Origin of the sequence: Kitasatospora sp. NPDC098663, from assembly GCF_044760075.1 — a bacterium.
In the GTDB taxonomy this organism is placed as follows: domain Bacteria; phylum Actinomycetota; class Actinomycetes; order Streptomycetales; family Streptomycetaceae; genus Kitasatospora.
Genome location: NZ_JBIWAP010000014.1, coordinates 32,678 through 47,617 on the forward strand (window position 1 = coordinate 32,678; position 14,940 = coordinate 47,617).

Annotated in this window: 12 protein-coding genes; all 12 read left to right on the forward strand. The window is 72.5% G+C overall.

Annotated features, from left to right (window positions below; genetic code table 11):
- Positions 1 to 46 precede the first annotated feature (46 nt).
- The 12 genes from ACIQVZ_RS17330 (at position 47) to ACIQVZ_RS17385 (ending at position 14,725) form a co-directional block, all read left to right on the forward strand.
- The gene (locus tag ACIQVZ_RS17330) at positions 47 to 532 is read left to right on the forward strand and encodes a hypothetical protein (RefSeq protein ID WP_350884369.1); all 486 of its coding nucleotides are present in this window, start codon (positions 47 to 49) and stop codon (positions 530 to 532) included.
- A complete protein-coding gene (locus ACIQVZ_RS17335; protein ID WP_402450776.1) occupies positions 529 to 2,736 on the forward strand; it encodes a penicillin-binding transpeptidase domain-containing protein in 2,208 nt (735 codons plus the stop codon). The genes ACIQVZ_RS17330 and ACIQVZ_RS17335 overlap by 4 nt, the downstream gene beginning before the upstream one ends.
- 6 nt (positions 2,737 to 2,742) lie before the next feature.
- Complete coding sequence (locus ACIQVZ_RS17340) at positions 2,743 to 4,395, forward strand: UDP-N-acetylmuramoyl-L-alanyl-D-glutamate--2,6-diaminopimelate ligase (RefSeq protein WP_402450778.1); 1,653 nt, start codon at positions 2,743 to 2,745, stop codon at positions 4,393 to 4,395.
- Positions 4,392 to 5,795, forward strand: a complete 1,404-nt coding sequence (gene murF / locus ACIQVZ_RS17345; RefSeq protein ID WP_402450780.1) for a UDP-N-acetylmuramoyl-tripeptide--D-alanyl-D-alanine ligase — start codon at positions 4,392 to 4,394, stop codon at positions 5,793 to 5,795. Before ACIQVZ_RS17340 ends, murF begins: the two co-directional genes overlap by 4 nt.
- Positions 5,795 to 6,856 (forward strand): phospho-N-acetylmuramoyl-pentapeptide-transferase, encoded by a 1,062-nt coding sequence (mraY, locus tag ACIQVZ_RS17350; RefSeq protein ID WP_350884360.1) that lies wholly within the window; start codon positions 5,795 to 5,797, stop codon positions 6,854 to 6,856. Before murF ends, mraY begins: the two co-directional genes overlap by 1 nt.
- Positions 6,853 to 8,292, forward strand: coding sequence for a UDP-N-acetylmuramoyl-L-alanine--D-glutamate ligase (gene murD / locus ACIQVZ_RS17355; protein ID WP_350884359.1), 1,440 nt, complete (start codon positions 6,853 to 6,855; stop codon positions 8,290 to 8,292). Before mraY ends, murD begins: the two co-directional genes overlap by 4 nt.
- Before the next feature lie 131 nt (positions 8,293 to 8,423).
- Positions 8,424 to 9,731 carry a putative lipid II flippase FtsW gene (gene ftsW / locus ACIQVZ_RS17360; RefSeq protein ID WP_371516659.1) on the forward strand — a complete coding sequence of 436 codons (1,308 nt, stop codon included), beginning with the start codon at positions 8,424 to 8,426 and terminating at the stop codon, positions 9,729 to 9,731.
- A 6-nt stretch (positions 9,732 to 9,737) separates the two neighbouring features.
- A complete protein-coding gene (gene murG / locus ACIQVZ_RS17365; protein WP_350884357.1) occupies positions 9,738 to 10,844 on the forward strand; it encodes an undecaprenyldiphospho-muramoylpentapeptide beta-N-acetylglucosaminyltransferase in 1,107 nt (368 codons plus the stop codon).
- Positions 10,837 to 11,613: an FtsQ-type POTRA domain-containing protein gene (locus ACIQVZ_RS17370; protein WP_350884355.1), complete on the forward strand. Its 777-nt coding sequence runs from the start codon at positions 10,837 to 10,839 to the stop codon at positions 11,611 to 11,613. The genes murG and ACIQVZ_RS17370 overlap by 8 nt, the downstream gene beginning before the upstream one ends.
- Positions 11,614 to 11,976: 363 nt before the next feature.
- Positions 11,977 to 13,191, forward strand: coding sequence for a cell division protein FtsZ (gene ftsZ / locus ACIQVZ_RS17375; RefSeq protein ID WP_350884353.1), 1,215 nt, complete (start codon positions 11,977 to 11,979; stop codon positions 13,189 to 13,191).
- On the forward strand, positions 13,188 to 13,919 hold the full coding sequence (gene pgeF / locus ACIQVZ_RS17380) for a peptidoglycan editing factor PgeF (RefSeq protein ID WP_350884351.1): 732 nt from the start codon (positions 13,188 to 13,190) through the stop codon (positions 13,917 to 13,919). Before ftsZ ends, pgeF begins: the two co-directional genes overlap by 4 nt.
- The gene (locus tag ACIQVZ_RS17385) at positions 13,919 to 14,725 is read left to right on the forward strand and encodes a YggS family pyridoxal phosphate-dependent enzyme (protein ID WP_402450786.1); all 807 of its coding nucleotides are present in this window, start codon (positions 13,919 to 13,921) and stop codon (positions 14,723 to 14,725) included. The genes pgeF and ACIQVZ_RS17385 overlap by 1 nt, the downstream gene beginning before the upstream one ends.
- The last annotated feature ends 215 nt before the right edge of the window (positions 14,726 to 14,940 follow it).

Genomic DNA, 14,940 nt, shown 5'->3' on the forward strand with positions numbered 1-14,940 from the left:
CGGACAGGGCAGGGCGCGGATCACGGTTCGGCCGGGGCGGCGTCCGGTGCGCGGCCGCACGCCGTTCGCGGTGCTCGTGGTGGTGCTGCTCGCGGCGGGGCTGCTCGGGCTGCTGACGCTGAACACGGCGCTCAACGAAGGCTCCTTCGAACTGTCCCGACTGCAGAAGCAGACCACCGTGGCGACCGACGAGCAGCAGGGCCTCCAGCACCAGATCGACCAGAGCTCGGCGCCGGACGCGCTGGCGCGGCGGGCCGCCGAGCTGGGCATGATCCCGGCCGGCGGGATGGCCTTCCTGGACATCCCGAACGGCGGCAAGGTGATCGGCACGCCCGGACCGGCGCAGGACAGCCCGCCGGTCAAGCGCTCCACGGTCGACCCGTGGCCGATGAAGCAGCCGGTGCCGAGCGCCCCGGCGGCTGCGCCCCCGAGCGCACCGAGCCCGGCGGCGACGGCCGGCGACTCCGTGGTCCAGATCAACCCGGCCTCCCCGGCCGCGCCCGTGCCGTCGACCGGAGGTGCGGGCCGATGAGCACGCCACGTCAGCCGTCCGGAGGCTCCGACAGCGGCCGCCGCCAGCCGCCCAAGAGCGCCGCGCCCCGCTCGGCCGCGCCGCGCGGCCAGTCCGCCGGCAAGGCCCAGCCAGCGAAGGGACAGCCGGTCAAGGGACAGCCCGTCAAGGGCCAGCCCATGAAGGGGCAGTCCGCGAAGGGGCAGCCGGCCAAGGGCCAGCCCGCCAAGGCCGCCGCCGCCCGTACGCCCCGGGCACCGCAGCAGCGCCGCCCCGAGGGCCGCCCGCCGGCCCGGAGCCAGGCCGCAGTCCGGCCGCGCCGCCCGCTGCGCCCCAAGGCGCTCCGGCTGGCCGAGCCCAAGCGCCGCCTGCGGGTGATCACCGTGGTGATGTCGCTCGTGTTCTCGGTGTTCGCCGGCCGTCTGGTGCAGCTGCAGTTGCTGGACTCCGACGCGCTGGCCGCCGACGCCAACACCAACCGCTACCTGAACATCCCGATCACCGCCGAGCGCGGCTCGATAACGTCCGCCGACGGGGTGGCGCTGGCCGCCACCGTCGACGCGTACGACATCACCGCCGACCCGGCGATGTTCACCCCGGCGGCGACCGGCATCCCGGACGCCCCGGAGCAGGCGGCCGCCCTGCTGGCGCCGATCCTCGGCGTGTCCAAGGACAAGATCGCCGCCGACCTGCACACCCCCAAGACCCGCTACAAGCGGCTCGCCGCCCAGCAGACCCCGGCCGTCAAGAGCCAGATCAGCGACCTCAAGGCGGGCCTGGAGAAGCAGGCCGGCTCGCGGACCTGCCAGGCCCAGAAGCGGCAGCTGACCAAGGCCGCCGACCAGGGCGGACGCACCCGGGTCGACAACGAGTGCGCCAACCCGCTGGCCGGGGTGTTCAACCGGGAGACCCAGAAGCGGATCTACCCCGCCGACGGCCTGGCCGCCAACCTCGTCGGCTTCGTCAACGGCGAGGGCGAGGGCGCCGGCGGCCTGGAGCTCCAGTACCAGAAGCAGCTGGCCGGCAAGGACGGGCACAGCAGCTACGCCCAGGCGGGCGGCCGGCTGGTGCCCACCGCCGGGGGCTCGATGGACCCGGCCGTGCCCGGCACCGACGTGAAGCTGACCATCAACCGGGACATCCAGTGGGCCGCCCAGCGGGCGCTCACCGACCAGGTCGCCAACTCCGGGGCGGAGAAGGGCTACGTCGTCGTCCAGGACGTGAAGACCGGTCAGGTCCTCGCGATGGCCACCGCGCCCGGCTTCAACCCGAACGACCTGAGCACCGCCAAGCAGTCCCAGATGGGCAACGCCGCGCTGGTCGACGCGTACGAGCCGGGCAGCACCGCCAAGCTGATGACCCTGGGCGCCGTCCTGGACACCGGCAAGGCCACCTGGGACACCAAGGTCACGGTGCCCTACCCGTTGGTCCGGGCCGGCCAGCAGTTCAAGGACGACATCGAGCACAACACCTGGTACCTGACCCTGGCCGGGGTGCTGGCCAAGTCCTCCAACATCGGCACCATCGAGGCCATGGAGACTCTCGGCGACGGCGACCAGCTGAAGGCCAACCAGGTCCTGGACAGCTACATGCGCAAGTTCGGCGTCGCCCAGCCGACCGGTCTGAACTTCCCCGGGGAGACCGCCGGGAAGCTCAAGAAGCCGGAGGACATGGTCGCCTCGGAGAAGTACAACACCTCCTTCGGCCAGGGCCCGTTGCAGATGAACGCGCTGCAGGCCACCTCGGTGTACTCGACCATCGCCAACGGCGGCGTCCGGGTCGCGCCCAGCATCGTCCAGGGCACCACCAGTCCGGACGGCAAGTACACCGCGACCCCGCCGGGCGAGCAGACCAGGGTGGTCAGCGAAGAGACCGCCAAGACCCTCACCTCGATGCTGGAGTCGGTCGTCGACGACGAGCAGGGCACCGGCGGCAAGGCCGCCATCCCCGGCTACCGGGTCGCCGGCAAGACCGGCACCGCCAACCGGGGGGCCGCCGACGGCAAGGGCTACGACGGCTACACCGCCTCCTTCATCGGCTTCGCCCCCGCCGACGCCCCCCGGTACACCGTCTCCTGCACCCTCCAGGGGCCGGTCAACGGCCACTTCGGCGGCCAGCTGTGCGGACCGGTGTTCAAGCAGGTGATGGAGTTCACCCTGAAGACCATGCAGGTCCCGCCCAGCGGCAGCCAGGCGCCCAACCTGCCCGTCGAGTGGAAGCCGTGAGCGAGTATGAGCAACGAGCGGGTCGGGCCGGACGGCGGCGCGGCGAAGGGCCGGTTTGGCCCTGGACACCCTTCGGCGGATAGCCTTCCCGCCGTGCCGAAACCCGATCAAATCACCGTGAGTCCGCCCCGCCCGGCCGGGACCGCCGCCCTGCCGCTCGCCGAACTGGCCCGCCAGCTGGGCCTCGACCCCGTCGAGGGGGGCCTCGTCAGCGGCGTCACCCACGACTCCCGGGCGGTGCGCCCCGGCGACGTGTACGTGGCCTTCCCCGGTGCCAACCACCACGGCGCGGCCTTCGCGGCCCAGGCCGCGGCGGCGGGCGCGGCGGCGCTGCTCACCGACCCGGCCGGCGCCGAGCTGGCGGCCGGCACCGGCCTGCCGGTGCTGGTCGTCGACCGGCCGCGGGCCCGGATGGGCGAGCTCGCGGCCGCCGTCTACGGCCGCCCCTCCGAGCGGCTGCTGATGATCGGGCTGACCGGCACCAACGGCAAGACCACCACCTCCTACCTGGTCGAGGGCGGCCTGCTCGGCGCCGGGCGCGCCCCCGGGGTGATCGGCACCGTCGAGATGCGGGTCGGCGACGAGCGGATCAAGAGCGAGCGCACCACCCCCGAGGCCACCGACCTGCACGCGATCCTCGGCGTGATGGCCGAGCGCGGCGCGGACGCGGTGACCATGGAGGTCTCCAGCCACGCGCTGGTCTACGGCCGCACCGACGGGGTGACGTACGACGTCTCCCTGTTCAACAACCTCACCCCCGAGCACCTCGACTTCCACCCGGACATGGAGGACTACTTCCAGGCGAAGGCCCGGCTCTTCCAGCCCGGCAAGTCCCGCCACGGCGTGGTCAACGTGGACGACGAGTACGGCCGCCGGCTGGCCGCCGAGGCCAAGATCCCGGTGACCACCTTCTCCGCCACCGGCGCCGTCGAGGCCGACTGGCGGGCCGTGGACGTCCAGCTCGGCCCGGTCGGCTCCACCTTCCGGGTGCTCGGCCCGGACGACGCCGAGGCCGACGCGGCCGTGCCGCTGCCCGGCCCGTTCAACGTGGCCAACGCGCTCGCCGCGATCACCCTGCTGGTCGCCGCCGGCCTGCCGCTGGAGCGGGCCGTGGCCGGCGTCGCCGCGGTGCCCGGCGTGCCGGGCCGGCTGGAGCGGGTGGACGCCGGACAGGCGTTCGTCGCCGTGGTCGACTACGCGCACAAGCCGGACGCCCTCCAGGCCGTCCTCGGCTCGCTGCGCGAGGTCACCAAGGGCCGGCTGCACGTCGTCGTCGGCTGCGGCGGGGACCGCGACCCGCACAAGCGCGGCCCGATGGGCGCCATCGCCGCCCGGCTCGCCGACACCGCCCTGCTGACCAGCGACAACCCGCGCAGCGAAGACCCGCTGGCGATCCTCGCCAGCATGCTGACCGGCGCCGCCGCGGTGCCCGAGGCCGAGCGCGGGACCGTCCTGGTCGTCCCCGACCGGGCCGAGGCGATCCGGATCGCCGTCGCCCGCGCCCACGCCGGGGACACCGTGCTGGTGGCCGGCAAGGGCCACGAACTTGGCCAGTACGTACGAGACGAGATCCGCCCCTTCGACGACCGGGAGGTGCTGCGCGAATCCATCACGCAGGCCACGGCCGCCCGGGGCGACCGAGGAGTAGAGCAGCAGTGATCGCACTGACCCTCGCCGAGGTGGCCGCCGCAGTCGGGGGCACCCTGGACGGCGCCGACCCCGGCGCCCTGGTGACCGGCCCGGTCGAGGTCGACTCGCGGAAGGTGCGCCCCGGCGGCCTGTTCGCGGCCTTCGTCGGCGAGAACGTGGACGGCCACGACTACGCGGCCGTCGCGGTCGGGGCCGGCGCCGTCGCGGTGCTGGCCGACCGCCCGGTCGGCGTGCCCGCCGTCCTGGTCGACAGTGTGGTGGACGCGCTCGGCAAGCTGGCCCGGGCCGTGGTCGCCCGCGCCGAGGGCACCGCCGTCGTCGCGCTGACCGGCTCGGCCGGCAAGACCAGCACCAAGGACCTGATCGCCCAGCTGCTGCAGCGCCTCGGCGACACGGTCTACCCGCCCGGCTCGCTCAACAACGAGATCGGCCACCCGATGACCGCGCTGCGGGTCGAGGCCGGCACCCGGCACCTGGTCATGGAGATGGGCGCCCGGCACAAGGGCGACATCGAGTACCTCACCTCGATCACCCCGCCCCGGATCGGCCTGGTGCTGAACGTCGGCACCGCGCACGTCGGCGAGTTCGGCTCGCAGGAGGCGATCGCCGAGGCCAAGGGCGAACTCGTCGAGGCGCTGCCCGCCGACGGCGCCGCGATCCTCAACGCGGACGACCGGCTGGTGCGCGCGATGGCCAGCCGTACCAAGGCGAAGGTGGTCCTGTTCGGGGAATCCCCGGCTGCCCACGTCCGGGCGACGGACGTTCGGCTGGACGCCGCCGGACGGCCGTCCTTCACGCTCACCACCCCGGCCGGTTCCGCGCCCGTGCAGCTGCGCCTGTACGGTGAGCACCACGTCTCGAACGCCCTCGCCGCCGCTGCGGTGGCGGTGGAGCTCGGGATGTCCGTCGACGACACCGCGACCGCCCTGGGCGAAGCGGGTGCGCTGTCCCGCTGGCGCATGGAGGTCGTCGACCGGGCCGATGGTGTCACCGTCGTCAACGACGCCTACAACGCGAACCCCGACTCGATGCGGGCCGCGCTGCGGGCGCTGGTCTCGATGGGGGGACGCGGCCCGGAGCGCCGCCGCACCTGGGCGGTGCTCGGCGAGATGCGGGAGCTCGGTGAGGAGAGCCTGGCCGAGCACGACGCCATCGGGCGGCTCGCCGTCCGACTGGACGTCACCAAGCTGGTGGCGGTCGGTGGACGCGAGGCGGCCTGCATGGAACTCGGCGCGAGGAACGAAGGTTCGTGGGGTGAGGAGTCGGTGCTGGTGTCCGACGCGGACGCGGCGGTCGAGCTGCTGCGCAGTCAACTTCGGCCAGGGGATGTGGTCCTGGTGAAGGCGTCCCGTTCGGTGGGGCTGGAGAAGGTGGCCGAGGCCCTCCTCTCGGACGGTGTGGCCGAGTAATGAAGCAGATCCTCTTCTCCGGCATGATCGGCCTGATCCTGTCGCTGGTCGGTACCCCCGCCCTGATCAAGCTGCTCGCCCGGCAGGGCTACGGCCAGTACATCCGCGACGACGGGCCGAAGGCGCACCACAGCAAGAAGGGCACGCCCACCATGGGCGGCATCGCCTTCATCCTGGCGACCCTGATCGCCTACTTCGGGACCAAGGCGATAACGGGCGAGAGCCCGACCGCCTCCGGCCTGCTGGTGCTCTTCCTGACGACCGGTCTGGGCCTGGTCGGCTTCCTGGACGACTACATCAAGGTGGTCAAGCGCCGCTCGCTCGGTCTGCGGGCCAAGGCGAAGCTGGCCGGCCAGTCCATCGTCGGCCTGGCCTTCGCCGTGCTGGCGCTGCAGTTCCAGGACGACCGCGGGCTCACCCCGGCGTCCCAGCACCTGTCCTTCGTGCGGGACTACGGCTGGTCGATCGGCCCCGTGCTGTTCGTCATCTTCGCCTACTTCATGATCGCCGCGACCTCCAACGGCGTGAACCTGACGGACGGTCTGGACGGCCTCGCCACCGGTGCCTCGGTGATGGCCTTCGGCGCCTACACCTTCATCGGCGTCTGGGAGTACGGGCAGAGCTGCGCCTACTCCGTCACCGCGACCGTCAGCTGCTACGACGTCCGCGACCCGCTGGACCTCGCGGTGGTCGCCGCCGCCCTGATGGGCTCCTGCTTCGGCTTCCTCTGGTGGAACACCTCGCCCGCCAAGATCTTCATGGGCGACACCGGCTCGCTCGCCCTCGGTGGCGCCCTGGCCGGTCTGGCGATCTGCTCGCGCACCGAGCTGCTGCTGATCCTGCTCGGCGGCCTCTTCATGATCATCACCCTGTCGGTGATCATCCAGGTCGGCTCGTTCCGGATGACCGGCAAGCGCGTCTTCAAGATGGCGCCACTGCAGCACCACTTCGAACTCAAGGGCTGGAGCGAAGTCCTGGTCGTGGTCCGGTTCTGGATCATCCAGGGACTCTGCGTGGCCGTCGGCCTCGGCCTCTTCTACGCGGGATACCGGACCGGATGACGAACCCTGACTTCGCGAACCTGCCCGTCGTCGTCGCCGGGCTCGGCGTCTCCGGCATCAGCGCCGCGCGCGTCCTGCACGGCCTCGGCGCCCACGTCACCGTGGTGGACGGCGGCAGCGGCGCGGGCCTGACCGCCCGGGCCGCCGAGCTGGAGGCGCTCGGCGTCACCGTCCGCCTCGGCGACGGCGACAGCCTGCCCGAGGGCACCCGGCTGGTCGTCACCTCGCCCGGCTGGGCGCCCGACCGCCCGCTGTTCGCCGCCGCCGCGGCGGCCGGCATCGAGGTCTGGGGCGACGTCGAACTCGCCTGGCGCCTGCGCCGGCCGCTGCCCGCCACCGGCGAGCCCGCCCCCTGGCTGGCCGTCACCGGCACCAACGGCAAGACCACCACCGTCCAGATGCTCGCCTCGATCCTCACCGCCGCCGGCCGGCGCACCGCCGCCGTCGGCAACGTCGGGGTGTCGGTGCTGGACGCGGTCCTCGCCGAGGAGCCGTACGACGTGCTCGCCGTCGAGCTCTCCAGCTACCAGCTGCACTGGGCGCCCTCGCTGCGCCCGCACTCGGCGGTCGTGCTCAACCTGGCCCCCGACCACCTCGACTGGCACGGCTCGATGGAGGCGTACGCCGCCGACAAGGGCCGGATCTACCAGGGCAACACCGTCGCCTGCGTGTACAACCTGGCCGACCCGGCCACCGAGGCGCTGGTCCGCGAGGCCGACGTCGAGGAGGGCTGCCGGGCGATCGGCTTCGGCCTCGGCGCGCCCGCCCTGTCGAACCTCGGCGTGGTGGACGGGCTGCTGGTGGACCGCGCGTTCGTGGCCGACCGGGCCAAGAACGCGGCCGAGCTGGGCGCCGTCGAGGACGTCCACCCGCCGGCCCCGCACAACATCGCCAACGCGCTCGCCGCGGCGGCGCTGGCCCGGGCGTACGGCGTCGAGCCGAAGGCCGTCCGGGAGGGCCTGCGGGCCTTCCGCCCGGACGCCCACCGGATCGCCGAGGTCGGCGTGGTCGGCGAGGTCACCTACATCGACGACTCCAAGGCCACCAACACCCACGCCGCCGCCGCGTCGCTGGCCGCCTACCGGCCGGTCGTCTGGATCGCCGGCGGCCTGGCCAAGGGCGCGACCTTCGACGACCTCGTCCGGGGCGCGGCCGGGCGGCTGCGCGCCGCCGTGCTGATCGGCGAGGACCGCGCGCTGATCCGGGAGGCGCTGGAGCGACACGCTCCGGATGTCCCGGTGATCGAGGCGGCCGAGGGCCAGACTGGCGCGGTGGCGATGGCGGAGGTCGTCCGGACGGCCGCCTCGCTCGCCCGGCCGGGTGACACGGTGCTGCTGGCACCGGCCTGCGCCTCGATGGACATGTTCACCAACTACGGCGAGCGCGGAGACCTCTTCGCCGCCGCGGTCCGGCAGCTGGCGGACCGCGGGGAGTGAGTCGAAGGGCCGTGCCGGGCCGGAGCGGCCCGGCGGCGGGTGAGCCGTGAAGAGAGAGTGAGCGGGGAGTGGCTGGGCAGGGCAGGGCGGGTTCCGGGGCACCGGAGCGGGATGCCGCCGAGCCGTGGCGCGTGATCTCGGCCACCACGACCAAGTACAAGTCGGCCGGACCGCTGGCCCGGGTCCGGGCCTTCCGGTACCGGGTGCGGTACTGGCTGGACCGGCCGCTCACGCCCTACCTGCTCGTCATCGGCACGACGCTGCTGCTGGTGGTGCTCGGCCTGATGATGGTCTTCTCGGCCTCGCAGATCCTCGCTCTGGGCCAGCACCACTCGGCGCAGTACTACTTCCTCAAGCAGCTGATCGCGGCCATCCTCGGCCTGGTCCTGCTGATCGGCTTCGCCTCCGTACCGCTGGCGGTGCTGCGGGTGATCGTCTACCCGGTGATGTTCGGGGTGATCGGCGCGCTCGCGCTGGTCGCCGTGCCCGGCATCGGGGTGCGGATCAACGGCAACCAGAACTGGCTGGACTTCGGCTTCTTCCAGTTCCAGCCCTCGGAGTTCGCCAAGCTCGCGCTGGTGCTCTGGGGCGCCGACCTGCTCGCCCGCAAGCAGAAGGCCGGCACCCTCACCACCTGGAAGCACCTGCTCGTCCCGCTGGTGCCGGGCGCCCTGCTGCTGCTCGCGCTGATCATGCTCGGCGGCGACATGGGCACCTCGATGATCCTGGTGGCGATGCTGTTCGCGCTGCTCTGGATGGTCGGCGCGCCGCTGCGGCTGTTCGTGGCCACCGTCGGCGTGGCCGTGGTCGTCTGCACCGCGCTGGTGATCACCGTCCCGCACCGGGCGGAGCGCCTGGGCTGCATCGGCGTCACCAAGCCCGACCCGGACGGGGCCTGCTTCCAGGCGCTGCACGGCGTGTACTCGTTCGCGCTCGGCGGAGGCTTCGGCACCGGCCTCGGTGCCGGCGTGGAGAAATGGGGCCAGCTGCCCGAGGCGCACACCGACTTCATCTTCGCCGCGACCGGCGAGGAACTGGGCCTGGTGGGGACGCTGTCGGTGATCGGTCTCTTCGCGGCACTAGGCTACGCGGGTATCCGTGTGGCCATCGGTACGAAGGACCCCTTCGTCAGGTACGCCGCGGGAGCCGCCACCACCTGGATCATGGCGCAGGCCATGATCAACCTGGGGTCGGCGCTGGGACTGCTGCCCATCGCGGGCGTCCCGCTCCCGCTGTTCTCCTACGGCGGTTCCGCCATGCTGTCGGCCATGTCCGCGATCGGAGTGCTGCTGTGCCTGGCGCGCAGCACCTCGGGCGCGAAGGCGGCGCTGGCCGCCCGGAGCAAGAACTCCCGGATCAGGAGACGACTGGCCCGGGTGCTGCCACGACGACGAACCACAGCGCGCCCGGCCCCGGGGCCGGCACGCAGGGAGCGGTGAATTTCGGTGCATGTCGTACTCGCCGGCGGGGGGACCGCCGGTCACATCGAGCCGGCGCTGGCCCTCGCGGACGCCCTCCGCAGGCACGACCCGTCCATCGGGATCACCGCCCTGGGAACCGAGCGCGGACTGGAGACCCGGCTGGTGCCGGAACGCGGCTACCAGCTGGAGCTGATTCCGGCCGTCCCGCTGCCCCGCAAGCCCACCCCCGAGCTGATCACCGTCCCCGGCCGGCTGCGCGGCACCGTCCGGGCCGCCCAGGAGATCATCGAGCGGGTCAACGCGGACGCCGTGGTCGGCTTCGGCGGCTACGTCGCGATGCCCGCCTACCTGGCCGCCAAGCGGGCCGGGGTGCCGATCGTGGTGCACGAGGCGAACGCCCGTCCGGGCCTGGCCAACAAGATCGGCGCCCGCTACACGGACTTCGTCGCGGTCTCCACGCCGGACAGCAAGCTGCGCGACTCCCGGTACATCGGCATCCCGCTGCGCCGGACCATCGCCACCCTGGACCGGGGCGCCGCCAGGCCGGAGGCCCGGCACTACTTCGGCCTCGACCAGCGGCTGCCCACGCTGTTGGTCTCCGGCGGCTCCCAGGGCGCGCGCCGGCTCAACGAGGTGGTCACCGCGATCGCCCCGCGGCTCCAGCAGTACGGCGTGCAGATCCTGCACGCCGTCGGCCCGAAGAACGAGCTGCCGCAGGTCGAGGACATCCCCGGGATGCCGCCGTACCGCGCGGTGCCGTACGTCGACCGGATGGACTTCGCCTACGCGGCGGCGGACCTGATGCTCTGCCGGGCCGGCGCCATGACCGTCGCCGAGCTGGCCGCCGTCGGGCTGCCCGCCGCGTTCGTCCCGCTGCCGATCGGCAACGGCGAGCAGCGGCTGAACGCCCAGCCGATGGTCAAGGCCGGTGGCGGCCTGCTGGTGGACGACGCCGAGCTGACCCCGGAGTGGGTGCTGCAGAACGTGCTGCCGGTGCTCACCGATCCGCAGCGGCTGTGGGACATGAGCCGGGCCGCCGCCGAGTTCGGCCGCCGGGACGCCGACGACCTGCTGGTCGGCATGGTCTACGAGGCGATCCAGGCCTCCCGCGGCGGTCGCCGCCGTGGCTGACGGCCGGCTCGCCGACCCGTTGGAGGAAGAGCTGGAGGCCGAGGAGTCCGCTCCTCGGCTCCGGCTCTCCCGGCGGGGCATCGTGGTGCTGAGCGTGCTCGGCGCCGCGGTGCTGGGCGTGCTGGCCTGGGTGGTGTTCTTCTCCTCGGTGCTGGACGTGCGCGAGGTCGCGGTCCAGGGGCCGAAGGACGAGAAGCTGACGGCGGACCAGGTCCGCGAGGCGATCGGCGGGATCGGTGACGGCCCGCTGGCCAGAGTGGACCTGGACGCCGTCCAGCGTCGGGTGGAGGCGATCCCCCGGGTGGCGAAGGCCGAGGTGTGGCGGGGCTGGCCGCACACCCTGCGGGTGAAGGTCGTCCAGCGCACGGCGGTGGCCGCCGTCAAGGGGGAGGACGGCCAGTTCACCCAGGTGGACGCCTCCGGCGTGAGCTTCGCCACCGAGGCGGCCCCGCCGGAGGGGGTGCCGGTGGTGGAGCTGCGGCTCAGTCAGCAGGCGAAGGACGCGGACGGGGTGATCTCCCGTTCGCAGCTGGTTCAGGGCGCGGTGTCGGTGGCCGCCGGACTGCCGCCGGAGGTGGCGAAGCGGGCCGGAGCGGTGCTGGTGCACTCGTACGACGATATTCAGCTGCAGCTCAGCGGGGGTGCGACGGTGCGCTGGGGGAGCCCGGAGCAGACCGATCGCAAGGCCCGGGCACTGGTCGCGTTGATGGCTCAGAAGGGCTCGAACTTCGACGTGAGTGCGCCGGAGGCGCCGGCGGTGTCGGGATGATCCGGTAGGTTCTGTGCCTGAGGGAGGGGTTGACGCTGTGAAGTGTCGGCCCGACCCTTGGTGGTCACCCCGGTTTCATGTGCCGGCCGATGATCACATAGGCTCAAAAGAAAAGGGGAAGCTCGGCGTGTTCGTTGAAACACGTGCCTGGAGCCACCTAGTGTCCTGTGTCACCAGACTGTGCCCCCTGGTGATGTGACGGAGGCACAGGACTAACCCTAAAGGTCAAGTTTAGGGTTGGGGTCGGCGGTCGGCATTTCGGACATTCAGTCAGAAACCAGGCTCCCTACCCATCGACATCCGTCGGTACGATCCCCCGTCGGGTCGGGCCGACCCGGAAATTCGAGGCGAGAGGCCTTCGACGTGGCAGCACCGCAGAACTACCTCGCAGTCATCAAGGTCGTCGGAATCGGCGGCGGTGGTGTCAACGCCATCAACCGGATGATCGAGGTCGGTCTCAAGGGCGTCGAGTTCATCGCGATCAACACCGATGCGCAGGCCCTCCTGATGAGCGACGCCGACGTCAAGCTCGATGTGGGCCGTGAACTCACCCGGGGCCTCGGCGCCGGCGCCAACCCCGAGGTCGGCCGCAAGGCCGCCGAGGACCACCGCGAGGAGATCGAGGAGGTCCTCAAGGGGGCCGACATGGTCTTCGTCACCGCGGGTGAGGGAGGTGGCACGGGCACCGGTGGCGCGCCCGTGGTCGCCAACATCGCCCGTTCGCTCGGCGCCCTGACCATCGGCGTGGTCACCCGCCCCTTCACCTTCGAGGGCCGCCGCCGCGCCAACCAGGCCGAGGACGGCATCGCGAGCCTGCGCGAAGAGGTCGACACCCTCATCGTGATCCCCAACGACCGGCTGCTGTCCATCTCGGACCGCCAGGTCAGCGTGCTCGACGCGTTCCGCTCGGCCGACCAGGTCCTGCTCTCCGGTGTCCAGGGCATCACCGACCTGATCACCACCCCCGGCCTGATCAACCTCGACTTCGCCGACGTCAAGTCCGTCATGTCGGAGGCCGGTTCGGCGCTCATGGGCATCGGTTCGGCCCGCGGCGAGGACCGCGCCAAGGCGGCCGCCGTGATGGCGATCTCCTCGCCGCTGCTGGAGGCCTCGATCGACGGTGCCCGCGGCGTGCTGCTCTCCATCTCGGGCGGCTCCGACCTCGGCCTGTTCGAGATCAACGAGTCGGCCCAGCTGGTCAGCGAGGCCGCGCACCCCGAGGCCAACATCATCTTCGGCGCGGTCATCGACGACGCGCTCGGCGACGAGGTCCGGGTCACCGTCATCGCGGCCGGCTTCGACGGCGGGCAGCCGCCGGCGATCGTCCGCGACCCGGTGGTCAAGGCCACCCCCGCCGCCGCGGCCACGCCGCCGGCCGCCCCGGAGCGCCCGGCCACCCGGCCGTCCTACGGGAGCATCGGCTCGGTGACGTCCCGTTCGGAGGGGGAGACCCACGCCTCTCCGCGCGCCACCGAGACCGTGACCGCCGCCCCGGTGCCGCCGCAGGTGCAGCCGGTCCGGCAGCCGTTCGTCGAGAGCCCGGCGGAGGAGCTCGACGTCCCGGATTTCCTTAAGTGATCGATCACGCCGTACGCGCGGGTGCTCACTTCGCCTTCACCGACAGGTGGGGCGGGGTGAGCACTTCGCCGTACGGGGAGCTCAACCTCGGCGGGGCGGTGGGGGACGACCCGGAGACCGTCCGGGAGAACCGGGCGATCGCCGCCGGGGAGCTCGGGCTCGACCCGGCCGACGTGGTCTGGATGAACCAGGTGCACGGCGCGCAGGTCGCCGTGGTGACGCAGCGCCAGTCGCCGGGGGACGCCCCCACGGTGGACGCGGTGGTCACCGACCGGCCGCTCGCGCTCGCCGTCCTGACCGCCGACTGCACTCCGGTGCTGCTGGCCGACCCGGTGGCGGGCGTGGTGGGCGCGGCCCACGCGGGCCGGCCCGGGCTGGCGGCCGGGGTGGTGCCCGCGGTCGTGCGGGCGATGGTCGAACTGGGGGCCGAGCCCGGCCGGATCGCCGCGGCCACCGGCCCGGCGGTCTGCGGCCGGTGCTACGAGGTGCCGGCCGCTCTGCGGGCGGAGGTCGCCGCAGTGGTGCCCGCCGCGTTCGCCGAGACCTCCTGGGGAACACCGGCGCTGGACGTGGCCGAGGGGGTCGCGGCCCAGCTGGCCGCCGTCGGGGTCACCGAGGTGGTGCGGTCACCGGTCTGCACCCTCGAATCCGCGGATCACTACTCCTATCGCCGCGAGCAGCGCACCGGCCGGCTCGCGAGCTACGTCTGGTTGGGCTCTGATCATTGATGACGAACGACATCTACGGACCGTTCCCGGGGAGTCGCGGCGGCCTTCCCGACCAGAGCTGGCTGGAGACCCTGACGGAGGGGCAGCGGGCCCGGTACGAGGAGCTGGGAACCAACCTCGACGTGGTCGAGCGGCGGATCGCCGACGCCTGTGCGGCCGCCGGACGGCCGCGCGACGAGGTCACCCTGGTCGTCGTCACCAAGACCTACCCCGCCGAGGACACCGCGCTGCTGGCCGGACTGGGTGTGACGGATGTCGCGGAGAACCGCGACCAGGACGCCGCACCCAAGGCAGAGCAGTGCAGAAACCTTCCTCTTGACTGGCACTTCGTCGGACAGCTGCAGACCAACAAGGCCCGCTCGGTGGTCCGGTACGCGAACCACGTGCACTCGGTGGACCGGCTGCGGCTGGTCGGGTCGCTCTCCGCAGCGGTGCTCAAGTCCGAGCGCCCGGAGCTGGGTTGCCTGGTGCAGGTGGCCCTGGACAAGGAGCACGGCGAGGGGGCCCACCGGGCCGGAGTCGCCCCGGAGGATGTCGCGGAACTCACGGACGCGATCGCCGACACGCCCGGCCTGCGGCTGGACGGTGTGATGACCGTCGCTCCGCTGGCCGGTCCGCTCGCCGGGGACCCGCTCCGTGCCTTCGAGCGGCTGACGGAAATCGCAACCGCAGTACGCACGACCCATCCTGCTGCCACCATGGTCTCCGCAGGGATGAGCGGTGACCTTGAGCAGGCGATTGCCGCCGGGGCGACACATGTGCGCGTCGGAACGGCGGTACTCGGAGTGAGGTCACCCCTCAGGTAACGTCACCGGGTAGTAGATCAGACTGCAGGACAAAATAGGACAGAATCTAGCAGCTCCTCGGAGCGCTAGCGAACCGTGGATCGCAGCTCCGCGGCCCCCACCCCAAGAACTCTGACCGGCCGTCGGCCTGACGGGCCGTCGTGGGTGGACCGCGGAATCCGCAGGCAGGGCCGCACGGCCTGGCCGCCGGGACGGAGCCGGTCCGCACGGAGCGA

Excerpts from the sequence above, each read along its gene's own strand:
- ACIQVZ_RS17385 (WP_402450786.1), top strand. The coding sequence starts at position 13,919 with ATGACGAACGACATCTACGGACCGTTCCCGGGGAGTCGCGGCGGCCTT.
- mraY (WP_350884360.1), top strand. The coding sequence starts at position 5,795 with ATGAAGCAGATCCTCTTCTCCGGCATGATCGGCCTGATCCTGTCGCTG.
- ACIQVZ_RS17335 (WP_402450776.1), top strand. The coding sequence starts at position 529 with ATGAGCACGCCACGTCAGCCGTCCGGAGGCTCCGACAGCGGCCGCCGC.
- murD (WP_350884359.1), top strand. The coding sequence starts at position 6,853 with ATGACGAACCCTGACTTCGCGAACCTGCCCGTCGTCGTCGCCGGGCTC.
- ACIQVZ_RS17340 (WP_402450778.1), top strand. The coding sequence starts at position 2,743 with ATGAGCAACGAGCGGGTCGGGCCGGACGGCGGCGCGGCGAAGGGCCGG.